Below are 22,660 nucleotides of genomic sequence, written 5' to 3'. Positions count from 1 at the left end.
TCCCCTCGTGCCGGCCGGCAGGCCGCGCCCGCCGCGGGCACACTGCGGCCCATGACCCGCTGCCACGTCGGCCACGCCACCCACCCGGACTGGGCCGGTGCGCTCGCGCTGGCCGGCGCCCAGCTCGACGCGCAGCAGGCGCGCGCCGGGGCCGGGGCTGGCGAGCCGGCGCTCGGCCTCGTCTACTTCACCGACCGCTACGCGCCGCATGCCGACGCGCTGTACGCCGCGCTGCATGCGCGATGGCCCGGCGTGGCCTGGGCCGGCACGGTGGGCGTGGGCGTGTGCGCGTCCGGCGTCGAGTACTTCGACGAACCCGGCCTGGTGCTGATGCTGCTCACCGTGCCGGCGGGGCGCTTCCGGGTCTTCTCCGGCAAGAGGCCGCTGTCGAACATCGCGCCGGCCACGATGCTGGTGCATGCCGACGCCCACAGCCACGACCTGCCCGAGCTGCTGTCCGAGCTGGGCGGGCGCGCGTCCACCGGCTACCTGTTCGGCGGCGTGGCCTCGTCGCGCACGCGCAGCTGCCAGGTGGCCGAGGGCGTGTTCGAGGGCGGGCTGTCGGGCGTGGCCTTCACGCGCGACGTGGGCATCGTCTCGCGCGTCACGCAGGGCAGCCAGCCGGTGGGGCCTACGCGCCGCATCACCGCCTGCGAGCGCAACGTGGTCACCGCGCTGGACGGCCGCCCCGCGCTGGAATGCCTGCTGGCCGACCTGGACCTCACGCTCGACGACTCGCGCCGCGCGATGGCCACGCTGCGCGGCACGCTGGTGGGCCTGTCGGCCGCCGCGCCGTCCGGCGGCGCCGCCGCGCAGCGCCACCGCGCCTTCGGAGACGACGTGCGCGTGCGCCACCTGATCGGGCTCGACCCGGCGCGCCACGGCGTGGCGGTGGCCGACCTGGTTGAGACGGGCATGTCGCTCGCCTTCTGCCAGCGCGACGTGGCCGCGGCGCGGCGCGACCTGACCCGCATCTGCGCCGAGATCCGCGACGAGCTGGCCCCCGAGCCCGCGACCGCTGGCGTCGGCGGCGCCGATGAGGCCGCCGCGCCGGCCGACCCCACCGCGCGCATCGCCGGCGCGGTGTACGTCAGCTGCGCCGGCCGCGGCGGCCCGCACTTCGGTGCCCCGTCGGCCGAACTGCAGATCGTGCGCCACGCCCTGGGCGACGTGCCGCTGGTGGGCTTCTTCGCCGGCGGCGAGATCGGGCACCAGCAGGTGTACGGCTACACCGGCGTGCTGACGGTGTTCACGCGGCAGGGCTGAGGCCAGGCCCGACCAGCGCGTCGCCCGCCGCGCCCGATTCCCTCACCCCTGGTCAAAACCGTGCAGCGGTCAACCCTGTAGGGCCACCCCGGCCGGGCCGCTACAGTGGCTGCCGATGAACGCCCCCGCCCTGCCCGCCGAAGCCGCCGCCGTGGACCGTGCCGAGCGCCAGCGTGCGGTGGTGGCGGCGCTGACGCCGCTGCTGCCCGCGCACGCGCTGATCTGGCGCGACGAGGACACGCTGCCCTACGAATGCGACGGCCTCACCGCCTACCGCGAGTCGCCGCTGGTGGTGGCGCTGCCCGAGACCGAGGCGCAGGTGGCCGCGGTGCTCAAGGCCTGCCATGCGCTCGGCGTGCCGGTGGTGGCGCGCGGCGCGGGCACCGGGCTGTCCGGCGGCGCCATGCCGCACCGCCTGGGCGTGACGCTGGCGCTGGCCAAGTTCAACCGCATCGTGAAGCTGGACAAGGTGTCGCGCACGGCGGTGGTGCAGTGCGGCGTGCGCAACCTGGCCATCAGCGAGGCGGCGGTGCCGCTCGGGCTGTACTACGCGCCGGACCCGTCGTCGCAGATCGCCTGCACGATCGGCGGCAACGTGGCCGAGAACTCCGGCGGCGTGCATTGCCTGAAGTACGGCCTGACGCTGCACAACGTGCTCAAGGTGCGCGGCTTCACGGTGGCCGGCGAGCCGGTGGAATTCGGCAGCGACGCGCTCGACGCGCCGGGGCTCGACCTGCTGCCGCTCATCGTCGGCAGCGAGGGCATGCTGGCGGTGACGATCGAGGTGACGGTGCGCCTGGTGCCCAAGCCGCGCCTGGCGCGCTGCATCATGGCCAGCTTCGACGACGTGCGAAAGGCCGGCGACGCGGTGGCGCAGATCATTGCCGCGGGCATCATCCCCGCGGGCCTGGAGATGCTCGACAAGCCGATGACCGCCGCGGTGGAGGACTTCGTCCACGCCGGCTACGACCTCGACGCCGAGGCGATCCTGCTGTGCGAAAGCGACGGCACGCCCGAGGAGGTGGCCGAGGAGATCGACCGCATGCTCGGCGTGCTGTCGGGCTGCGGCGCGTCGCGCATGGAAGTCAGCAAGGACGAGGCGCAGCGCCTGAAGTTCTGGAGCGGGCGCAAGAACGCGTTCCCCGCGTCGGGCCGCATCAGCCCCGACTACATGTGCATGGACTCGACCATCCCGCGCAAGCGCCTGGCCGACATCCTGGTGGCGATCCAGGCGATGGAGAAGAAGTACGGCCTGCGCTGCTGCAACGTGTTCCATGCCGGCGACGGCAACCTGCACCCGCTGATCCTGTTCGACGCCAGCGACCCCGACCAGCTGCACCGCGCCGAGGCCTTCGGCGCCGACATCCTGGAGACCAGCGTCGAGATGGGCGGCACCGTCACCGGCGAGCACGGCGTGGGCGTGGAGAAGCTCAACTCGATGTGCGTGCAGTTCAGCCCCGAGGAGCGCACGCAGATGGAAGCGGTGAAGCACGCGTTCGACCCGCAGGCCACGCTCAACCCGGGCAAGGTGGTGCCCACGCTGCACCGCTGCGCCGAGTACGGGAAGATGCACGTCAGGAAGGGCCTGCTGCCCTTCCCCGAGCTGCCGAGGTTCTGACGCGATGGACGCCGCGCTCGCCCGCCTCGCCGACCAGATCCAGACCGCCCGCGCCGCCCGGGGCCGGCTGCGCATCGTCGGCGGCGACACCAAGGCGTTCTACGGCAACCCGGCCTCGGGCGAACCGCTGGACGTGAAGCCGCTGGCCGGCATCTCCAGCTACGAGCCGAGCGAGCTGGTGGTCACGGTGCGCGGCGGCACGCTGCTGGACGACCTGGAGGCTGCGCTCGCCGAGAAAGGCCAGCACCTCGCGTTCGAGCCGCCGCGCTACGTGGCGCGCGGCACCGTGGGCGGCATGGTGGCTGCGGGCCTGGCCGGCCCGGCGCGCGCCAGCGCCGGCGGCGTGCGCGACCACGTGCTCGGCGCCACGCTGCTCAACGGCCGCGGCGAGCTGCTGTCGTTCGGCGGGCAGGTGATGAAGAACGTGGCCGGCTACGACGTGTCGCGCGCGCTCGCCGGGTCGATGGGCGTGCTGGGCGTGGTGTGCGAGGTGTCGCTGAAGGTGCTGCCGGTGGCCCCGGCGTCGGTGACGATGCGCTTCGAGTGCGAGCAGGCCGAGGCGCTGAAGCGCCTGAACGCCTGGGGCGGTGAGCCGCTGCCGGTCACCGGCTCGGCGTGGTGGAGCGGCATGCTCGTGGTGCGCCTGGCCGGCGCCCGCGCCGCGGTGGACTCCGCGCAGCGCCTGTTCGAGGGCCAGGGCGGCGAGGCCATCGACGCGCCGCTGGCCGCCGCGTTCTGGCGCGGCCTGCGCGACCACGGCGACGAGTTCTTCGCCGCCGCGGCCCGCGCCGAGGACGCCGGCGCCGCGCTGTGGCGCCTGGGCGTGCCGGCCACCGCCGAGCCGCTGCTGCTGCCCGGCGAGCAGCTCATCGAATGGGGCGGCGCGCAGCGCTGGTGGTGCACCACCGCCAGCGCGGCCACGGTGCGCGACGTGGCCGCACGCGCCGGCGGCCATGCCACGCTGTTCCGCGCGCCGGCCGCGCGGCGCGGCGACGCCTTCCACCCCCTGGGCCCGGTGCAGGCGCGCATCCAGCACGCGCTGGCCGACGCGTTCGACCCGGACCGCGTGTTCGACCGCGGGCGGCTGTTCGCCCCCACGCCTGCTGCTGCACCCACTGCCTGAAGCCCCCGCCCGATGCAGACCGACCTCGCCCCCGAGTACCAGGGCACGCCCGACGGCGCCGCCGCCGAAGCCATCCTGCGCAAGTGCGTGCACTGCGGCTTCTGCACCGCCACCTGTCCCACCTACCAGCTGCTCGGCGACGAGCTGGACGGTCCGCGCGGGCGCATCTACCTGATCAAGCAGGTGCTCGAGGGCCAGACGCCCACGCGCGCCACGCAGTCGCACCTGGACCGCTGCCTGACCTGCCGCAATTGCGAGAGCACCTGCCCGTCGGGCGTGCAGTACGGCGCGCTGGTGGACATCGGCCGCCGCCTCGTGGACCACAAGGTCGAGCGCCCCGCGCCCGAGCGCGCCGTGCGCTGGCTGCTCAAGGAGGGCCTCACGTCCGCTGCCTTCGCGCCCGCCATGGCGCTGGGCCGCGCGATGCGGCCGCTGCTGCCCGCGGCGCTGAAGGCCAAGGTGCCCGCTCGCGGGCCGGCGCGTGCCAACCAATGGCCGCAGCGCGCGCATGCGCGCAAGGTGCTCATGCTGCTGGGCTGCGTGCAGCCGGCGATGATGCCCAACATCAACGCCGCCACCGCGCGCGTGCTCGACGCCGCCGGCATCCAGACCCTGGTGGCCGACGGCGCCGGCTGCTGTGGCGCGATCCGCATGCACCTGGACGACCACGACGGCAGCCTGGCCGACATGCGACGCAACATCGACGCGTGGTGGCCGCTGGTGGAAGGGCTCACCTCCGCCGGCAAGGTGGAGGCCATCGTGATGAACGCGTCGGGCTGCGGCGTCACCGTCAAGGACTACGCGCGCCATCTCGCGCACGACCCCGACTACGCCGACAAGGCCGCGCGCATCGCCGCGCTCACCAGGGACCTGTCCGAGCTGCTGCCCGCGCTGGTGACCGCGCTCAAGCCGCGGCTGGCGAAGCCGGCGTCGGCAGCGTCAGGTGCAGCGGCCAGGGCCGCCGCGCGCGCGCCGCAGCGCCTGGCCTTCCACCCGCCGTGCACGCTGCAGCACGGCCAGCAGCTGCGCGGCGGCGTCGAGACGGGCCTGCGCGAGCTGGGCTTCGACGTGTCGCTGGCCGGGGTCGAGTCGCACCTGTGCTGCGGCTCGGCCGGCACCTACAGCGTGCTGCAGCCCGAGCTGTCCACCCAGCTGCGCGACCGCAAGCTGTCGCACCTGGCCCCGCTGGACGCGCAGGTGATCGTGTCGGCCAACATCGGCTGCATCCAGCACCTGCAGTCCGGCACGGCGACGCCGGTGCGGCACTGGGTGGAAGTGCTGGACGACGCGCTGGCGCCCTAGCCGACCGCCGCGCCCAGGATCACGGCCACGGCGAAGCACCCTCCCAGCACGCAGCCGGCCAGCACGCGGATCATCGAAGCGGCATCGTCGAACATGGTCCTGTTTCCCTGAGCCTGTTCTTGGCGTGGCTGCATGGTCCGCGCCGGCGCGATGCCGCGCCGTGACCGATGCACGGGCGCGCGCGCGGTTACCGATGCAACGGTGACAAGGTGCGTGCCCGGCGCGTGCGCCGGCAAGCGGCGTATCGAAACGTCAGCCGTTGGCTGGATTCACGCACGCGGCGCGTGCTCGGGCCTGACGCGCAGCGCCCACAGCACGCCGGCCACCAGCAGCGCCACGCCGACGAGCGTCAGCGGGCCGGGCCACTGGCCGCGCAGCGCCAGCGCATAGGCCAGCGCCGACAGGGTCTCGAACACGATCAGCTGGCCGGTCAGCGCGGTGGGCAGGCGCTGGCTGGCCGCGTTCCAGCACAGCGTGCCCAGCCACGACGCCAGCAGGCCGATGGCGAGCATCAGCCCGACGAAGCGCATCGGGTCGGGCCCGAAGGGCATCGCGAAGGCCTGACCGGTGGCGGCGTTCCAGGCCCAGAAGGCGGCGAAGCCCGCAGCCGCCGGCAGCAGCGTGGCCAGCCCCTGCGCGGTGGCCCAGGCGGTGGGCGAGCGGTCGGGGTGGGCGCGCATCCAGTCGGCATTGCGGATCGGGTACCAGGTCCAGCACACCACGGCGCCCACCGCCAGCAGCGCGCCCATCGCGTAGCGGCCGAGGTCGGCGTCGGGGTCGGCGCGCAGGTGCGCGAGTTCCTCGTGGTTGACGCAGCCGATGCCCGCGGCGATGAGCACCAGCGACGGCGCCAGCCGCGCCCACGGCAGGCGGCCGTCGCGCTGGTGGTCGCGCAGGTTGGAGGTGATGGCGATCACCACCGGCAGCGTGCCGATGATCATCGTGGGCAGCGGCCCGCCGGCGCGCTGGATCGCTGCGGCCAGGCACAGGTAGTACAGCAGGTTGCCCACCAGCGACAGCTTCAGCGCTTCCAGCCAGTCGGCGCGCGACAGCTGCGCGAGGCGGCCCCAGTCCAGCCAGGCCAGCGGCAGCGCGATCAGGCCGAAGGCGAGGTAGCGCGCCATCGACAGCAGCACTGCCGGGTACTCGGGCAGCAGCAGCGGCGCCACGAACACCAGCCCCCACATCAGGCCGGCGGCCAGGGCGTAGAGGGTTCCGGTGACGAGGGCGGCGCGTTGCGGCATGGGGCGGGCGAGGATACCCGCTGATCGGGCCGGGGCCGGCTGTGGCAGAGTGCCCGGCCAGCACCCCAGAACGATTCCCGGAGACCGCCCGACATGGCCAAGGACCATCTGCTCGCCCTCGACCAGGGCACTTCCAGCTCGCGCGCCATCGTGTTCCACCGCGACGGCCACATCGTTTCGATGGCGCAGCGAGAGTTCCGGCAGATCTACCCGCAGCCGGGCTGGGTGGAGCACGACGCCAACGAGATCTGGGCCACGCAGCAGGCGGTGGCGCTGGAGGCGCTGTTCAAGGCGCAGCTCAAGGCCGCCGACATCGCGGCCATCGGCATCACCAACCAGCGCGAGACCACGGTGCTGTGGAACCGGCGCACCGGCCAGCCGGTGGCCAATGCCATCGTCTGGCAGGACCGCCGCACCGCCGCGTTCTGCGAGCAGCTTCGCGCGCAGGGGCTGGAAGCGCAGGTGCAGCACTCGACCGGCCTGCGCATCGACCCGTACTTCTCGGGCACCAAGCTGCGCTGGCTGCTCGACCACGTAAACGGCGCGCACCTGCAGGCCGCGCAGGGCGAGCTGGCCTTCGGCACCATCGACACCTGGCTGCTGTGGAAGCTGACCGGCGGCCACGTGCACGCCACCGACGTGAGCAACGCCTCGCGCACGATGCTCTACGACATCCGCCACAACACCTGGGACCACGAGCTGCTCAAGGCGCTGCACATCCCGGACAGCGTGCTGCCGCAGGTGCATCCGTCGGCGCACGTGTACGGCGAGACCGACGCGTCGCTGTTCGGCGCGCCGATCCCGATCGCGGGCATCGCGGGCGATCAGCAGGCCGCGCTGTTCGGCCAGGCCTGCTTCAAGGCCGGGCTGGCCAAGAACACCTACGGCACCGGCTGCTTCATGCTGATGCACACCGGCCATCACTTCGGGCAGAGCCGCAACGGCCTGCTCACCACCGCCGCGGCGCAGCCGACCACCCAGCCCGAGTACGCGCTCGAAGGCAGCGTGTTCATCGGCGGCGCGGTGGTGCAGTGGCTGCGCGACGGCCTCAAGGCCATCGCCGCCAGCGGCGAGGTGCAGGCGCTGGCGCAGAGCGTGCCCGACGCCGGCGGCGTGATGTTCGTGCCGGCCTTCACCGGCCTGGGCGCGCCCTACTGGAACCCGGACGCGCGCGGCGCCATCGTCGGCCTGACGCGCGGCAGCACGGTGGCGCACATCGCGCGCGCGGCGCTGGAGAGCATCGCGTTCCAGAGCGCGGCGCTGCTGCAGGCGATGGCGCGCGACGCGCAGCCGGTGGACGAACTGCGCGTGGACGGCGGCGCCTGCGTCAACGACCTGCTGATGCAGTTCCAGGCCGACCTGCTGGGCATCCCCGTGGTACGGCCCAAGGTGGTGGAGACCACCGCGCTCGGCGCGGCCTACCTCGCGGGCCTGGCCGTGGGCACCTACCGCAGCCTCGACGAGCTGGCCGCGCAGTGGCAGGTGGAGCGGCGCTTCCTGCCGACGATGCCGCGCGAGCGGGCGGCCGAGCTGATGGCGGGCTGGGAGCGGGCCGTTCGACAGGCGGTCGCGGCCTGACGCCAGGACGTCGGAAAGCCGCGACTTGCTGACACGCCGTTGTCAGCAGTGGCGGTGCACCATGCGCGTCCCTTCACCCGCGCTTCAACGAGGAGCCGCCATGACCCGCCACGCCCTGAACTGGTTCGAGATCCCCGCCACCGACATCGACCGCGCCCAGCGCTTCTACGAGGCCGTGCTCGGGCTGCCGATGCAGCGCGAGACGATGGGCACCGAGCAGATGGCCCTCTTCTCCAGCGAGGGCGACAACGCGGTGCAGGGCTGCGTCAACGTCGGCGCCGAAGGCGTGGCGCCCAGCCGCGCCGGCACGCGCGTCTATCTCGATGCCGGTGCGTCGATCGACGCCGCGCTGTCGCGCGTGGCCGGGGCCGGCGGCCGCGTCCACACGCCGAAGACGGCGCTGCCGCCGGGCATGGGCTTCTTCGCCCACATCGAGGACACCGAAGGCAACATCGTCGGCCTGCACGCGATGGCCTGAGCCACCGCGCCCGTCCACCAGGAGAGCCGCATGAACCCCACCCCCATCGTCGCGCTCGACCGCGTCGAGCTGATCCCGCGCCCCGAGGCCTGGCGCCCCACCGGCCCCACGGCCGAGCGCTTCGACGCCAGCCGGGCCACGCTCGGGCCGGTGCTCGGCCTGACGAAGATCGGCTGCAACGTCACCCAGGTGGCGCCCGGCCGCTCGGCCTATCCCTTCCACAGCCATCGCGCCAACGACGAGCTGTTCCTGGTGCTGGCCGGCAGCGGCGAGCTGCGCCTGGGCGCGGCGCGCCACCCGGTGCGCGCCGGCGACCTGATCGGCTGCCCTGCGGGCGGGCCCGAGACCGCGCACCAGCTCGTCAATACCGGCAGCGAGCCGCTGCGCTATCTGGCGGTGAGCACGCAGATCGACCCCGAGGTGTGCGAGTACCCGGACTCGGGCAAGGTCGGCGCCTATGCCGGCGACGACGACAAGACCGGCCTGATGCACCTGAGCCGCTACGCCGACCAGGTGGACTACTGGCAGGGCGAATAGCCCGGCCGCGCCGCGCGCCGCCTTCTTCGGGGGCTGGCGCGGCGCGCGTCCTGCCGCACACTGCACCCATGCGCCGTGCCGACCGCCTGTTCCAGCTCGTGCAGCTCGTCCGCGGGCGGCGCCTGGCCACCGGCGAGTGGCTGGCGGGCCGGCTGGAGGTGTCGGTGCGCACGGTGTACCGCGACATCGCCGACCTGCAGGCGCAGGGCGTGCCGATCGAGGGCGAGGCCGGCGTGGGCTACCGCATGCGCGCCGGCTTCGACCTACCGCCGCTGATGTTCACCACCGACGAGGCCAAGGCGCTGGTGGCCTGCGTGCGACTGGCGCAGCCGCGGCTGGACGCCGGGCTGGCGCAGGCCGCCGACGATGCGCTGTCCAAGGTGCTGGCGGTGCTGCCCGGTAGCGCCCGCGCCGCGGCCGAGAGCCTGGCGGTGTATGCGCCCGTGTACGAAGTGGACGCGCGGCTGCGGCGCCAGCTCGAGGCACTGCGCGTGGCCACCGAGACGCGGCGCAAGGTGCGCCTGCGCTACCGCGACCTGAAGGACGCCACCAGCGAGCGCGTGGTGCGGCCGCTGGGCAGCTTCTACTGGGGCGCGGTGTGGACGCTGGCCGCCTGGTGCGAGACGCGGCAGGACTTCCGCAATTTCCGCGTCGACCGCATCGAGCAGCTCGAACCGCTGGACGACACCTTCCGCGACGAACCCGGCCGCACGCTGGCCGACCTGTTCCGCCTGGAAACCGGCGGCGCCTGCTGAGGCCGGGGCCGCGCGTCAGCGGCCCGCGGCGCCGTCCTTCGGCGCGCGGTAGTGCCACCACGGCAGTGCCCGCGTCAGCGACAGCACGTCGCCGGCATGCACATGCGGCTCGCAGCCGGCCAGCGTGTGCAGCGCGTCGCGCCAGGCCGGCGACGCGAGCAGGCCGCGCAGGCGCTGCACCGCGGCGCCGTCAAGCGCCTCCTTCAGGCACACGAGGTAGTAGTCCTCGTCGGCCAGCGGCACGAAGTGCAGGCCGAACTGCAGCGCCGCGGCCTCGATGCCCACGCCGGCGTCGGCCGCGCCGCTGGCCACCGCGGCGGCCACCGCCACGTGGGTGTCCTCGCTGGCGCCATGGAAGCCGCCGATGCGCTGCGCGTCCAGGCCGGCCTCGGCCAGCAGGTGCTCCACCAGCAGCCGCGTGCCGGAACCGGGCTGGCGGTTCACGAAACGCAGCCCCGGCCGCGCGAGGTCGGCCAGGCCCTGCACCGCGAGCGGGTTGCCGGGGGCCAGCAGCAGGCCCTGGCTGCGGCGGTGGCAGGCCAGCAGCTTGTGGCGGCCCGGCTTGAGCAGGGTCTTGAGCAGGCGCGCGAAGCGCGGCGGCCGGCCGCCGCGCAGCACGGGCACGTGGAAGCCCGCCACGTCGCAGCGCCCCTGCGCCAGCGCCTGCAGGGCGTCGGCGCTGCCGGCGAAGCGCAGGTCGATGTGCAGGCCCAGCGCGTCGGCGCGGTCGCGCAGCAGCGGCAGCGCCAGGTCGTGGCTGGCGTAGACGGTGATCGCGTCGTGCGCGGCGTCGAAGGCCAGCGTGAGCACGCGCTCGAGCTCGCTGCGCAGTGCCTCGATGTGCGGCGTGAGCCGGGTGCGCGCGCGCGTCTCGGCCCACAGCAGCCGCTCGGCCAGCGGCGTCAGGCGCGCGTTCTGGCCCTTGACCCACACCACCAGCGGCGCGCCGAGCGCGGTCTCCCACTGCTTGAGCGCGCCCCAGGTGTGACGGTAGGAGCTGCCCTGCGCGCGCGCCGCCGCGCTGATCGAGCCGGTGTCGCGCAGCGTGCGCAGCAGGTCCACCAGCGGGTTGGCGATGTCGGCGCCGCGCTGGCGCGTGTCGCCGGGCGCGAAGCGGTACTCGAGGTGGACGCCGCGGCGCGGCGGCGGGTCGGAGGCCATGGCGCACGATACAACGCCGCCGCGGCGCGCGCGGCCGCGGCACGCGCTGCGGTATGGTCGCGCCTTCATCGCCCCTGCCGCGCCGCGCGCCACCGCCGCCATGATCGAACTGCACTACTTTCCCGGCAACGCCAGCCTGACGCCGCACCTCGTGCTCGAGGAGATCGGCGTGCCCTTCGAGCTGCGCCTGGTCGACCGGGCCAACCAGGCGCACAAGGCGCCCGCGTACCTGAAGCTCAACCCGAACGGCCTGATCCCGGTGCTGGTGGACGACGGCGAGGTGCTGTACGAGACCGCCGCGATCGTGCTGCACCTCGTGGAGCGCCATCCCGCCGCCGGCCTCGCGCCCGCGCCCGGCACGCCCGAGCGGTCGCAGTTCTACAAGTGGCTGGTGTGGCTGTCGGCGTCGCTGCAGTCGCAGATGCCGATCTACTTCTACACCGACCGCTACGTGGCGCCGGGCAATGCCGCGGGCGCCGCCGAGGTGAAGGCCGCCACCGAGGCGCGCATCGCCGCGCTGGTCGACCAGATCGACGCGCAGCTCGCGTCGCACGGCGGGCCCTGGCTGCTGGGCGACCGCTTCAGCGCGCTCGACTGCTATGCGCTGATGCTGTGCCGCTGGACGCGCGGCATGGCGCGGCCCGCGCGCACGCTGCCGCACGTCGGCCCGTGGCTGCAGCGCGTGCTGGCGCGGCCGGCCACGCAGCGCGTGTTCGCGCGCGAGCAGCTGGGCGCGCCGCTGGTCTGAGGCCGCGCACCGGGCAGCGCAGGGCTACCAGGTCCGGCTCGAGGCCAGCTTTTCCAGCCGCAGCGCGATCGCCTGGCGCTTGTCGGACAGCTGCCGCTGCAGCGCGATCCGCTGCTCCGGGTCGGTGCAGGCGGCCAGCTGCGCCTCCAGCTCGGCGGCCTCGCGCAGCGCCAGCACCTCGGGCGGCAGCACGCCGGCGTCCTTGAGGACCTTCATGCCCATGCGCAGCTCGGCCGGCGTCTCGTCGTAGCCATCGCCCAGGTCGAGCGGCCGGCCGTAGCTGGGCGCGGCGCGCAGCTCGCCCGTGGCCTCGCTGGCGCGCAGGTGTTCGCCGATGTGATCGTCCAGCAGCTTCAGGCGCTGCTCGCGCTTGTCCTCGGCGTTCATCGCACCGCCCCCCGGTCGCACGACGCGCCCAGGGCGTCGGCCCAGTGCCGCGTGAGCGGCGACACCGGCTTGGCCAGCGTGCGCTCGTTGAGCAGCGCGCGGCCGAGCGACTTGCGGCCGCCGCGCACGCAGGCGGCCAGCGCGGTGAGGTCGATCACGTCGCGCTGCGCGTGGCTGCCGCCCAGGCGCCAGGCCTGCGGGCGCGCGGCATAGAGCTGGTCGGCGGCGCCGTCGAAGTCGCCCTTGGCGAAGGCCAGCAGGCCGCGCGCGAGCGGCAGGCCCACCTCGCGCGACATCAGGTGGTTGTCGCGCCGCGCATCGTCGCCGGCCATCGCGCGCTCGGCGCAGCGCGCGAGCTGATGCTCGGCGCGGCCGACCTCGCCGGCGCACAGCAGCGCCAGCAGCGCATGCACGTCGTTGAACGCGTAGTGGCCGGGTTCGTGTGCGCCGGCGTCGCACCACTGCGCGGACAGCGCGGCGGCACGCGCCGCGACATCGGCGCCCAGCAGGTGCAGCCGCCACAGCAGCGACGCCGCGTCCACGCGCTGCAGGCCGATCTGCAGCGCGTCGCCCGACAGGTGGCCGTCGAGCACGCGCAGGCTGCCGGCCACGTCCATGCCCTCCAGGCGGAACAGCGCCGCATGCCACCACAGGTGCGCCTCGAAGCCGTTGCCGTCGGCCCAGGCCGGCTGGTGCTGGCGCAGCCAGGCCGCGCCGTCGTCGAAGCGGCCCTGCATCTCCATCACGTGCGCCACCGCGTGCACCGCCCACGGCGAGCGCGCGTCGAGCGCCAGCGCGCGGCGGCCGGCCTCCTCGGCCTCGTCGTAGCGGTGGCATTCCTCCAGCCCGAAGGACCACAGCGCGAGCACGTGGGGATACAGCGGATCGTCCTCGTCCCAGTCGGGCAGCGCGCGCGCGGGCCGGGCGCGCAGCGCGACGGCGTCGCCGCGGTAGAAGTCCCACAGCTGGGCCCACTGCAGCGCCAGCGCGTCGCGCGGATGCTCCAGCAGCAGCAGGTCCCAGAGGCGGCAGGCCGCGCCCCAGCGCCCCTGGGCCACGAGCTGCAGCGCCTCGAGGTGGGCGCGCTCGCGCGGCGGCACGCCCGCCTCGGCACAGGCCAGCGCGGCGTCGAGGTGCGCCCGCGCCGCGGCCATCTGCGACGGCTCGGTCAGCGACAGCAGGAAGCCGGCCTTCACCGCGTGCGGCAGGCACCACTGCGGGTCGGCCTCGATCGCCGCGTCCAGGTCGGCCAGCGGCGTGTCGTAGAACGCCATCAGGCGCCAGGTGGCGGACTCGAGTGCGTCGCGCGCGGCCGCGCGGTCGGTGCCGACCGGGTTGCCGCGGGTGTCCAGCGTGGCCATGGCGCGAATGTAGCCGCGGTGGCGAACCTGCCGGTCAACCCGGCACGGGATACGGCCGCTGCGGCGGCCGCAGCCGCTCCCAGGCCGCGGCCAGGCGCAGCGCGCCGACGTCGTCGTGCCGACGCGTGGCGATCTGCAGGCCCACCGGCAGGCCCTGCGTGTCGAAGCCGGCGTTCAGCGCCACGGCCGGCTGCTCGCTCATGTTGAACGGCAGCGTGAAGGCGATGTGCTCGAACGGGCGCCCGGGGTCGTCCAGGGGGCTGGCCCACTCGGCCGCGAAGGCGCCCACCGGGCTCACCGGCGACAGCACCGCGTCGAAGCGCTGCGTCGCGGCGACGGTGGCGTCGCGGATCGCCGCCATCTGCGCGAAGCCGCGGTAGACCTGCTCGCCGGTGAGCCGCGCCCCGCCCTCGGCCCAGCGCCGGATGTAGGGCAGCACGCGCTCCTGGCGCGGTGCCGGCAGCGCCGCGATGTCGAGCCAGGCGCGCTGGCGCCAGAAGTGGTCCAGCCCGTCGATCATCGCGCGCGTGGTGAAGGGCGCCAGCGGCTCGACCACCGCGCCGGCGGACTCGAACGCGCGCGCCGCGGCGTGGACCGCGTCCAGCACGGCGGGCTCGGGGGCGAGGCCCCAGCCGGCGTCGAGCCACAGGCCGATGCGCAGGCCGCACAGGTCCGCGTCGAGATCGTCCCAGGGCAGCGGCTGCGAGGGCAGGCTCATCGCGTCGCGCGCGTCGGGCAGCGACAGCACGCGCATCGCCAGCGCGGCATCGGCCACGCTGCGCGTCATCGGGCCGGCCACGCGGCCGGGAAACGGCGGGTCGATCGGCACCCGGCCCAGGCTCGGCTTGAATCCGACGATGCCGCACCACGCCGCCGGCAGGCGGATCGAGCCGCCGATGTCGGTGCCCAGGTGCAGCGGGCCGTAGCCGCCGGCACAGGCGGCCGCGGCGCCGGCGCTGCTGCCGCCGGGGTTGAGCGCCGGGTTCCACGGGTTGCGCGCCAGCGCATGGAAGCTCGACAGGCCCGACGACAGCATGCCGTAGTCGGGCATCGTGGTCTTGGCCACGATCAGCGCGCCGGCCTCGCGCAGCCGCGCCGCCGGTGGTGCGTCCACCGGCGCCGGCCGCAGCTCGGTGGCCGCGCAGCCCAGTGGCACTGGCACGCCGCGCGTGGCGATGTTCTCCTTGATGGTGACCGGTACGCCGTCCAGCGGCAGGGCCTGCCCGCGCTGCCAGCGCGCCTGGCTGTCGCGTGCCTGCGCCAGCAGCGCTTCGGCGTCGAAGGCCCACAGCGCGTGCAGCACCGGTTCGCAGCGCTCGATGTGCGCGATCAGGTCGCGCGCAACTTCCAGCGGCGAGGCCTCGCCGCGGCGGTACAGCGCCAGCAGCTCGACGGCGCTGCGATCGTGCAGGCTCATCGGGCCGTGCCGCGGCTCACGTCGTGTAGCGGCCGGCCGAGGCCTCGATGTGCTTGGCGAGGTTGCGCACCGCGGTGCGCTGCACCTTGCGCCGCAGCCAGCCGGTCCAGCCGAAGGCCCAGCCCACGGCGCCGAGCGCCTGGCGCGACCAGCGCCAGAAGCTGAAGCGGTCGCGGTGGCGCCGGATCAGCCCGTTGGCGTCGAACTCGAACTCGGCGTCGATGATGTTGTGCACGATGTTGCCAGTGGCCGAGAAGCGGTAGGTCGGCTCCCAGTGGGCGCTGTTGTCGGTGATGTCGCGCACCTCGAGCTTCCAGTCGGTGCGCCCGCTGCGCTTGACCGCGCTGCACAGCATCGCCCACATGCCGCCCACGTGCGTGCGGCCCTTGAGCTTGAACACCTCGTCCTCGAACGTGGCGTCCTGCGCGTAGCAAGCGGCCATGGTCTTGGAGTCCAGCTCGGCGAAGGCCTTGTAGAAGCGTTCGATGGTCTCGCGGCTCATGGGCGGCCCCCGTTCATTGCCACGACACCGCGGCGAGGTCGTTGGCGAAGATCGGCGAGCTCGACCACAGGCCCTTCAGGCCCTTGCGGGCCACCGCCACCTGCGCCGGGTTGAACACGAAGGCGTTGACCTGGTCGGTGGCGATCTGGCGCTGGATGTCGGCGAACAGCTTCGCGCGGTCCTTCGCGTTGGCGGTGGCGGCGTACTTCGCGGTCAGGTCGCGGAAGGCCTTGCTGTCGTAGCCCCAGTAGTAGCCGGTGTTGGCGTACTGCATGAAGTCCAGCGGCTCGACGTGGTTGATGATGGTCAGGTCGAAGTTGCCCTTGAAGGCGCCGCCGAGCCACTGCGCCCACTCGACGTTCTCGATCTTGGCCACGATGCCCACCTTGGCCAGCTGCGCGGCGATGACCTCGCCGCCCTTGCGCGCGTACTGCGGCGGCGGCAGCGTCAGCGTCACGTTCAGCGGCGTCGTGACGCCCGCCTCGCGCAGCAGCGCGCGCGCCTTGTCCGGGTCGTGCGGCGTCATCGCGGTGAGGTCCACGTAGCCGGCGTCGGTGGGCGCGAAGTGGCTGCCGATCGGCGTGCCCAGGCCCTCGAGCACGCCGTCGATGAAGGCCTTGCGGTCGATGGCGTGCATGATCGCGCGGCGCACGCGCACGTCGTCGAAGGGCTTCTTGCGGTTGTTGATCGCCACGATGCCCTTGCCGGCCGTGCTGCCGATGGACACGGTGAAGCGTTTGTCGGCCTGCAGCTGCTTGACGGCCTGCGGCGCGTCCAGCCGGGGCACGCCGTCGATGTCGCCGGCCAGCAGCGCGGCCACGCGCGCCGCCGGGTCGTTGATGAAACGGAAAGTGGCGCGCTCGATCTTCACCGACTTCGCGTCGCGGAAGCCCGGCCACTTGCGCAGCGTCACCGAGTTGCCCTTCTTCCAGTCGTCGAAGGTGAAGGGGCCGGTGCCCACGGGCCGGGTGGCGGTGCCGGCGGCGGACTTCGGGTCCAGGATGACGGCGGTGTTCTCGCCCATGCGGAACAGGAAGGCCGGGTCGGCGTTTTCCAGCGTCAGGATCACCGTGTGCGCGTCGGGTGTGTCGACGCGGCGGATGTTGTCGAACACCGCCTTCTTGGCCTTGTTGGTGCTCTTGTCGTCCTTGGCGCGCTCGAAGCTGAACTTCACGTCGCTGGCGTCGAAGGCCTCGCCGTCGTGGAACTTGACGCCGCGGCGCAGCTTGAAGGTGTAGCTCTTGCCGTCCGGGTCCATCGTCCAGCTCTCGGCCAGCAGCGGCGTCACCGTGCCGTCGACATTGATCTTGGTGAGGCCTTCGAGCACGTTGTAGTGGACGATCTCGCCGATCGCGGCGGCCGGCGCGACGGTCGGGTCCATGCCGGGCGGCTCCAGCACCATGGCCAGGGTCACGGCGCGCTTGCCGGCGCTCGCGGCCGTGGTGGCGGCCAGCGCGGTGGTGGAGGCGTTGACAGCGGTGGTGACGGCCACCTGGGCCTTCGCCCCCGCGGCGGCGAAGGCCCCGGCGGCGGCCGCGGCAACGATCAGGGTGCGACGAAGAAGGGTCATGTCACGGGCTCCATTGAGTCGGCGACGCCTGCGGCGTCAGCGCGGATGCTGCCACAGCGGCCGCGGCACCGCATCGAGCAGGCTGCGGGTATAGGCCTGGGCCGGGGCGCGCAGCACCGCGTCGGTGGCACCGTGCTCGACCACGCGGCCCTGCTGCAGCACCAGCAGGTCGTCGCAGACGAGGTCCACCACCGCCAGGTCGTGGCTGATGAACAGGTAGGCCAGGCCGAAGCGCTCCTGCAGGTCCTGCATCAGGTTGAGCACCTGCGCCTGCACGCTGACGTCCAGCGCCGACACCGGCTCGTCGGCCACGATCAGGCGCGGCTGCGTGACCAGGGCGCGGGCGATGGCGATGCGCTGGCGCTGGCCCCCGGAGAACTCGTGCGGGTACTTGTCGCCGTCGGCGGCGGGGTTCAGGCCCACCGCGTCCAGCATGGCGGCGGCGCGCTCGCGCTGCTCGGCGCGGCTCACGTCCACCAGCGCCTCCAGCGGCTCGGCCACGGTGCGCCAGACGGTGCGGCGCGGGTCGAGCGAGCCGTACGGGTCCTGGAACACCATCTGGAAGTCGCGCCGCGCCTCCCGCAGTGCGGCCGGCGCCAGCGCGTGCAGGTCGCGGCCGTCGAGGCGCACCGTGCCGGCGGTCGGCGCTTCCAGCGCCATCACCAGCCGCGCCAGCGTGCTCTTGCCCGAGCCCGACTCGCCGACCACGCCGAGCGTGCGGCCGGCCTCGAGGGTGAAGTTCACGCCGGCCAGCGCGTCCACCGACTCGCGCGGCGCCAGCGGATGCGGCCTGGGCAGCGCATAGCGCTTGCCCAGGCCGTCCACCTGCAGCAGCGGCGCGGTCATGGCGGCAGCTCCCGGGTCCAGTGCAGGCAATGCACGTCGTGGCCCGCCGCCACGGCCTGCCGCGCGGGCGCGCCACGGCGGCAGTCGGCGTCGGCCAGCGCGCAGCGGTCGGCGAAGGCGCAGCCGGGCGGCATCTCGTGCAGCGCCGGCACGCGGCCGGGGATGGTGGCCAGCCGCGTGCCGCGCGCCAGGCCCAGGCGCGGCCGGGCCGCGAACAGGCCGCGCGTGTACGGGTGAGCCCGCTGCTCGAACACCGCGCGCGTGGGGCCCTGCTCGACGATGCGGCCGCCGTACATCACGGCCAGCCGCTCCACGTGGGCGGCCATCACGTCGAGGTTGTGGCTGATCAGCAGCAGCGCCATGCCGCTGTCGCGGCGCAGTTCGTCCAGCAGGTCCAGCACCTCGCGCTGCAACGTGGCGTCGAGCGCGGTGGTGGGCTCGTCGGCCAGCAGCAGGTCCGGCCCGCAGGCCAGCGCGATGGCGATCACGACGCGCTGGCGCTGGCCGCCCGACAGCTCGTGCGGCCAGGCGTCGAGCCGCTCGCGCGCGCGCGGCAGGCGCACCCGCTCCAGCAGGCGCAGCGCCTCGGCACGCGCCGCGTCGCGCGGCAGGCCGCGGTGCAGGCGCAGCGGCTCGGCGATCTGGTCGCCGATGCGGTGCACCGGGTTCAACGCGGTCATCGGCTCCTGGAACACCATGCCGATGCGGTCGCCGCGCAGGCGGCCGTAGGCCGCGTCATCGAGTGCGGTCAGCTCCTGGCCCGCCAGGCGGATGGACCCGCCGACCTCGGCCCGCTCGGGCAACAGGCCCATCAGCGCCAGCGCGGTGAGCGACTTGCCACAGCCGGACTCGCCGACCAGCCCGAGGGTGGCGCCGCGCTCGAGCGCGAAGCTCACGCCGCGCAGCGCCGCCTGGCGCCCGTGCGCGGTCGGCAGCGTGACCGTGAGGTCGCGCACCTGCAGCAGCGGCGCCGCGGCTTCCGTCACCTCGCCCGCCCTCGACGCCCGACGTTCATTCGGCGCCGTCCTGTTGCCAGGCCGCGCCGGCCGCCATCTGGCGCAGCACCTTCTCGAAGGTCTCGCTCGGGTGGCCGCCGGAGACGAGGTGGCGCCGCTCGATCACGGTGGCCGGCACCGACTGGATGCCCGCGTCCTGCCAGAAGCGCTCGGCCTCGCGCACGTCCAGCGCGAAGGCGTCGCCGTCGACCACCTCGGCGGCACGGGCGGCCGGCAGGCCCACGCGCGCGGCGAGGTCCAGCAGCACGTCGCGCGCGCCCGGGTTGCGGCCCTCGCCGTGATAGGCCCTGAGCAGCTCGTGCTTGAGCGCGCGCTGCGCGCCGGGCGGCCCCTCGGCCGCGGCCCAGGCCAGCATGCGGTGCGCATCGAAGGTGTTCCAGACGTGCGCGCGCGGGCCGAACGCGAAGCCCGCCGCGGCGCCGAGCGCGGTGATGCGCTCGCGGTTGGCGGCAAGCTGCTCGTCGGACAGGCCGTACTTGGCCTGCAGGTACTGCTTCGCGTCGGCGCCCTCGGGCGGCATGGTCGGGTTCAGCTCGAACGGCTGCATGTGGATCCGCACGTCGATGTCGGGCCCGATGCGCTCGATGGCGCGCTCGAGCGCATTGAGGCCGACGGCGCACCAGGGGCAGGCCACGTCGGACACGAAGTCGATGCGCAGGGAAACCGGGGCGGTGGACATCAGCGTTGCCTCGCGAGTCGGGGGTCGAGCAGGTCGCGCAGGCCGTCGCCGAGCAGGTTCAGCCCGAGCACGGACAGCGCGATGGCCAGGCCGGGCCAGACGGCCAGCATCGGCGCCTGGAACAGCAGGGTCTGGGCCTCGTTGAGCATGCGGCCCCAGCTCGGCTGCGGCGGCTGCGTGCCCAGGCCCAGGTAGGACAGCGCCGCCTCGGCGAGGATGGCCAGCGCGAACTGGATCGTGGCCTGCACGATCAGCACGTTGGCGATGTTGGGCAGCACATGGTCGAGCGTGATGCGCCACGGGCCCTTGCCGGCGGCGCGCGCGGCCAGCACGTAGTCGCGCGCCCACACCGCGTGCGCCGACGCGCGCGCCAGGCGCGCGAACACCGGAATGTTGAAGATGCCGATGGCGGCGATGCTCGTCACCAGCCCCGGGCCGTGGATCGCAGTGAGCATGATCGCGGTGAGCAGCGCCGGGAACGCGAAGGTGAAGTCGGCCGCGCGCATGACCAGTTCCTCGACCCAGCCGCCGCGGGCGGCGGCCAGGCAGCCCAGCGCCACACCGGCCACGAGGCCGATGCCCACCGCCAGCACGCCCACGGCGATCGAGTTCTGGCTGCCCACCAGCAGCTGCGAGGCGATGTCGCGGCCGAGGCTGTCGGTGCCCAGCCAGTGCGCGGCCGACGGCGGCGCGAGCTTGCCGGCGATGTCGATCTCGGCCGGCGGGTACGGGCTCCACAGCAGCGACAGCAGCGCCGCGCCGAGCAGCAGCGCCACCAGCAGCGCGCCGGCGGCGAAGCTCGGGTGGCGCAGCGCGCGGCGCGCTGCGGGGCTCAAGGCGCGGCCCCCCCGGTGGCGCGGCGCAGGCGCGGGTCGACCACGGCATAGAGCACGTCGACCACGAAGTTGACCAGCACCACGATCGCCGCCAGCAGCATCACCACGTCGCGCACCAGCACCAGGTCGCGGTTGGCGATGGCCTGGAACACCAGGCGTCCGATGCCGGGCAGCACGAACACGTTCTCCACGATGATCGCGCCGGTGATCAGGTTGGCGAACTGCAGGCCCATGATGGTGAGCACCGGCACCATGGCGTTGCGCAGCACGTGGCCCCACAGCACCTGGCGCCGCGACAAGCCCTTGGCGCGCGCGGTGCGCACCCAGTCCTCGCGCAGCGCCTCCAGTACCGACGAGCGCGTCACCCGGGCCAGGATCGCCGCCTGCACCGCGGCCAGCGACAGCGCCGGCAGCACCAGTGCCGCGAGGCCGGCGCCCAGGCCGCCGCCGTCGTCCTCGCTCCAGCCCGGGAAGCCGCCCGCGCCGACCCACTGCAGGTGCACCGCGAACAGCAGGATCAGCAGGATCGCGAGCCAGAAGTTCGGGATCGCCAGGCCCAGCTGCGACAGCACCATCACGCCGGTGTCGCCGGCGCGGCGGTGGTGCGCCGCGGCATACACGCCGGCTGCCAGCGCCACCACCACCGTGAGCGCCATCGCCAGCAGCGCCAGCGGCAGGCTGACCACGAGGCGCTCGGCGATCAGCTCGAAGGTGGGCGTGTCGTAGGCGTAGCTGGTGGCGCTGTGGCCGCGCAGCAGACCGCCGACCCAGGCCGCATAGCGGTGCGGCGCGGGGCGGTCCAGCCCGAGCCGCGCCTCCAGCGCCGCGATCGCCTCGGGCGTGGCGGTGTCGCCCAGCATCACCTCGGCCGGACGCCCCGGCAGCAGCTCGAGCACCGCGAAGACGATCAGCGACGCCGCCAGCAGCGTGGCCGCGAAGGTGCCCAGCCGGCGCAGCAGGAAGCCGGTCATCGGCGCGCGCCGGGCCCGCGGGACGCGGCGGAGGCGCCGGTGCCGGCCATCAGCTCACCGCGGCGAAGGCCTCCGCCACCGCCTGCACGTTGCGCGTGGACAGGCCGGCCACGCACATGCGCCCGGAGCGCACCAGGTACACCGCGTGCTCGTCGCGCAGGCGGTCCACCTGCGCCGCGGACAGGCCGGTGTAGCTGAACATGCCGCGCTGGGTGAGGAAGTAGCCGAAGTCGCGCCCGGGCAGGCGCGCCGACAGCACGCCGTGCAGGCTGCGACGCATGGCGGCGATGCGATCGCGCATCACGGCGACCTCGCCCTCCCACTGGCGGCGCAGCGCCGGGTCGGACAGCACGCGCGCGACGATGCCCGCGGCGTGGATCGGCGGGCTCGAGTAGTTGCGGCGCACGGTGGCCTTGAGCTGGCCCAGCACCAGGTCGGCCTCGGCGCGGCTGCCGCACACGAAGGACAGCGCGCCGGCGCGCTCGCCATACACGCTCATGCTCTTGGAAAACGAGTTCGCCACGACGAAGGTGAGCCCCGCGTCGGCCAGGCGGCGCACCGCGTAGGCGTCCTCGTCGATGCCGTCGCCGTAGCCCTGATAGGCCAGGTCCAGGTAGGGCAGCAGGCCGCGGCCGGCCAGCAGCGGCACCAGCGTGTCCCACTGCTCGCGCGTCAGGTCCACGCCGGTGGGGTTGTGGCAGCAGGCGTGCAGCAGCACCACCGAGCCGCGCGGCAGCGCGGCGAGTGCCTCGCACATCGCGGCAAAGCGCAGGCCGCCGGTGGCCGAGTCGTAGTACGGGTAGGTGTTCACCGTGATGCCGGCGCCCTCGAACATCGCGCGGTGGTTGTCCCAGGTGGGGTCGCTGACCCACACCTGGGCCTGCGGCAGCCAGCGGCGGACGAAGTCGGCGCCGACCTTCAGCCCGCCCGACGAGCCCACGGTCTGCAGCGTCGCGACGCGGCCCTCGCGCAGCGCGGGCGCGTCGGCGCCGAACAGCAGCGCCTGCACCGCGCGGCGCATCGCGGCGTCGCCCTCGATCGGCAGGTAGCTCTTGGTGGCCGCGGCGGCCAGCATCTGCGCCTCGGCCTCGCGCACGCTGGCCAGCACCGGGATGCGGCCGTCGTCGTCGAAGTAGATGCCGATCGACAGGTTGACCTTGTGCGGCCGCGGGTCGGCCTGGAAGGCCTCGTTCAGGCTGAGGATCGGGTCGCCCGCGTAGGGCTCGAGGTGTTCGAACATGGATCGCAGGCCGCCCCCGGGGGAC

Annotated in this window: 22 protein-coding genes; 9 read left to right on the top strand and 13 right to left on the bottom strand. The window is 74.0% G+C overall.

Translation table 11 applies throughout. From position 1 onward, the window contains the following. Positions 1-51 precede the first annotated feature (51 nt). The 4 genes from AC2EAQ_RS13265 to glcF all read left to right on the top strand — a co-directional run bounded on the left by AC2EAQ_RS13265 (position 52) and on the right by glcF (position 5,309). A complete protein-coding gene (locus AC2EAQ_RS13265; protein ID WP_484644709.1) occupies positions 52-1,266 on the top strand; it encodes an FIST signal transduction protein in 1,215 nt (404 codons plus the stop codon). Positions 1,267-1,381: 115 nt separating this feature from the next. After that, on the top strand, positions 1,382-2,884 hold the full coding sequence (locus AC2EAQ_RS13260) for an FAD-linked oxidase C-terminal domain-containing protein (RefSeq protein ID WP_484644705.1): 1,503 nt from the start codon (positions 1,382-1,384) through the stop codon (positions 2,882-2,884). Between the two features lie 4 nt (positions 2,885-2,888). Beyond that, a complete protein-coding gene (glcE, locus tag AC2EAQ_RS13255; RefSeq protein WP_484644700.1) occupies positions 2,889-4,007 on the top strand; it encodes a glycolate oxidase subunit GlcE in 1,119 nt (372 codons plus the stop codon). A gap of 12 nt (positions 4,008-4,019) precedes the next feature. After that, complete coding sequence (gene glcF / locus AC2EAQ_RS13250; protein WP_484644696.1) at positions 4,020-5,309, top strand: glycolate oxidase subunit GlcF; 1,290 nt, start codon at positions 4,020-4,022, stop codon at positions 5,307-5,309. 269 nt (positions 5,310-5,578) lie between these two features. On the opposite strand, the gene AC2EAQ_RS13245 is transcribed toward glcF, so the two are convergent. Beyond that, positions 5,579-6,553: a DMT family transporter gene (locus AC2EAQ_RS13245; protein WP_484644693.1), complete on the bottom strand. Its 975-nt coding sequence runs from the start codon at positions 6,551-6,553 to the stop codon at positions 5,579-5,581. A 93-nt stretch (positions 6,554-6,646) separates the two neighbouring features. Here AC2EAQ_RS13245 and glpK point away from each other — a divergent pair, with 93 nt between their 5' ends. From glpK to AC2EAQ_RS13225, 4 genes are all read left to right on the top strand, one after another. Then, complete coding sequence (gene glpK / locus AC2EAQ_RS13240) at positions 6,647-8,131, top strand: glycerol kinase GlpK (RefSeq protein ID WP_484644689.1); 1,485 nt, start codon at positions 6,647-6,649, stop codon at positions 8,129-8,131. A 100-nt stretch (positions 8,132-8,231) separates the two neighbouring features. After that, entirely contained in the window at positions 8,232-8,609 is a 378-nt protein-coding gene (locus AC2EAQ_RS13235; protein WP_484644686.1) for a VOC family protein, read from the top strand. Between the two features lie 30 nt (positions 8,610-8,639). Beyond that, complete coding sequence (locus AC2EAQ_RS13230) at positions 8,640-9,146, top strand: cupin domain-containing protein (protein WP_484644682.1); 507 nt, start codon at positions 8,640-8,642, stop codon at positions 9,144-9,146. A 68-nt stretch (positions 9,147-9,214) separates the two neighbouring features. Beyond that, positions 9,215-9,901, top strand: coding sequence for a helix-turn-helix transcriptional regulator (locus AC2EAQ_RS13225; protein WP_484644679.1), 687 nt, complete (start codon positions 9,215-9,217; stop codon positions 9,899-9,901). 15 nt (positions 9,902-9,916) lie between these two features. Here the strand turns inward: AC2EAQ_RS13225 and AC2EAQ_RS13220 are convergent, their stop codons facing one another. Next, positions 9,917-11,062 (bottom strand): substrate-binding domain-containing protein, encoded by a 1,146-nt coding sequence (locus AC2EAQ_RS13220; RefSeq protein ID WP_484644677.1) that lies wholly within the window; start codon positions 11,060-11,062, stop codon positions 9,917-9,919. Positions 11,063-11,162: 100 nt separating this feature from the next. On the opposite strand from AC2EAQ_RS13220, the gene AC2EAQ_RS13215 reads away from it, so the two are divergent. Further along, entirely contained in the window at positions 11,163-11,810 is a 648-nt protein-coding gene (locus AC2EAQ_RS13215) for a glutathione S-transferase family protein (protein ID WP_484644675.1), read from the top strand. A 24-nt stretch (positions 11,811-11,834) separates the two neighbouring features. On the opposite strand, the gene AC2EAQ_RS13210 is transcribed toward AC2EAQ_RS13215, so the two are convergent. Genes AC2EAQ_RS13210 through AC2EAQ_RS13160 form a run of 11 tightly spaced genes read right to left on the bottom strand, consistent with a single transcriptional unit; the run spans position 11,835 to position 22,635 of the window. Then, on the bottom strand, positions 11,835-12,197 hold the full coding sequence (locus AC2EAQ_RS13210; protein WP_484644670.1) for a DnaJ family domain-containing protein: 363 nt from the start codon (positions 12,195-12,197) through the stop codon (positions 11,835-11,837). Then, positions 12,194-13,558, bottom strand: a complete 1,365-nt coding sequence (locus AC2EAQ_RS13205) for a tetratricopeptide repeat protein (RefSeq protein WP_484644668.1) — start codon at positions 13,556-13,558, stop codon at positions 12,194-12,196. The genes AC2EAQ_RS13210 and AC2EAQ_RS13205 overlap by 4 nt, the downstream gene beginning before the upstream one ends. Before the next feature lie 34 nt (positions 13,559-13,592). Then, a complete protein-coding gene (locus tag AC2EAQ_RS13200; RefSeq protein WP_484644665.1) occupies positions 13,593-14,975 on the bottom strand; it encodes an amidase in 1,383 nt (460 codons plus the stop codon). A 16-nt stretch (positions 14,976-14,991) separates the two neighbouring features. Beyond that, complete coding sequence (locus AC2EAQ_RS13195) at positions 14,992-15,477, bottom strand: nuclear transport factor 2 family protein (RefSeq protein WP_484644662.1); 486 nt, start codon at positions 15,475-15,477, stop codon at positions 14,992-14,994. 13 nt (positions 15,478-15,490) lie between these two features. Next, positions 15,491-17,047 carry an ABC transporter substrate-binding protein gene (locus tag AC2EAQ_RS13190; protein ID WP_484644659.1) on the bottom strand — a complete coding sequence of 519 codons (1,557 nt, stop codon included), beginning with the start codon at positions 17,045-17,047 and terminating at the stop codon, positions 15,491-15,493. Positions 17,048-17,083: 36 nt separating this feature from the next. Then, entirely contained in the window at positions 17,084-17,893 is an 810-nt protein-coding gene (locus tag AC2EAQ_RS13185) for an ATP-binding cassette domain-containing protein (RefSeq protein ID WP_484644657.1), read from the bottom strand. Further along, positions 17,890-18,879 carry an ABC transporter ATP-binding protein gene (locus AC2EAQ_RS13180; protein WP_484644655.1) on the bottom strand — a complete coding sequence of 330 codons (990 nt, stop codon included), beginning with the start codon at positions 18,877-18,879 and terminating at the stop codon, positions 17,890-17,892. Before AC2EAQ_RS13180 ends, AC2EAQ_RS13185 begins: the two co-directional genes overlap by 4 nt. 25 nt (positions 18,880-18,904) lie before the next feature. Further along, on the bottom strand, positions 18,905-19,588 hold the full coding sequence (locus AC2EAQ_RS13175; RefSeq protein ID WP_484644654.1) for a DsbA family oxidoreductase: 684 nt from the start codon (positions 19,586-19,588) through the stop codon (positions 18,905-18,907). Beyond that, positions 19,588-20,424 carry an ABC transporter permease gene (locus tag AC2EAQ_RS13170; protein ID WP_484644653.1) on the bottom strand — a complete coding sequence of 279 codons (837 nt, stop codon included), beginning with the start codon at positions 20,422-20,424 and terminating at the stop codon, positions 19,588-19,590. The genes AC2EAQ_RS13175 and AC2EAQ_RS13170 overlap by 1 nt, the downstream gene beginning before the upstream one ends. Further along, complete coding sequence (locus AC2EAQ_RS13165; RefSeq protein ID WP_484644651.1) at positions 20,421-21,395, bottom strand: ABC transporter permease; 975 nt, start codon at positions 21,393-21,395, stop codon at positions 20,421-20,423. The genes AC2EAQ_RS13170 and AC2EAQ_RS13165 overlap by 4 nt, the downstream gene beginning before the upstream one ends. A gap of 49 nt (positions 21,396-21,444) precedes the next feature. Next, positions 21,445-22,635: an amino acid aminotransferase gene (locus tag AC2EAQ_RS13160; protein WP_484644649.1), complete on the bottom strand. Its 1,191-nt coding sequence runs from the start codon at positions 22,633-22,635 to the stop codon at positions 21,445-21,447. Positions 22,636-22,660 lie beyond the last annotated feature (25 nt).

The sequence above is a fragment of the Aquabacterium sp. T101 genome, from assembly GCF_057219775.1.
This window is presented reverse-complemented; position numbering and strand designations above follow the sequence as displayed.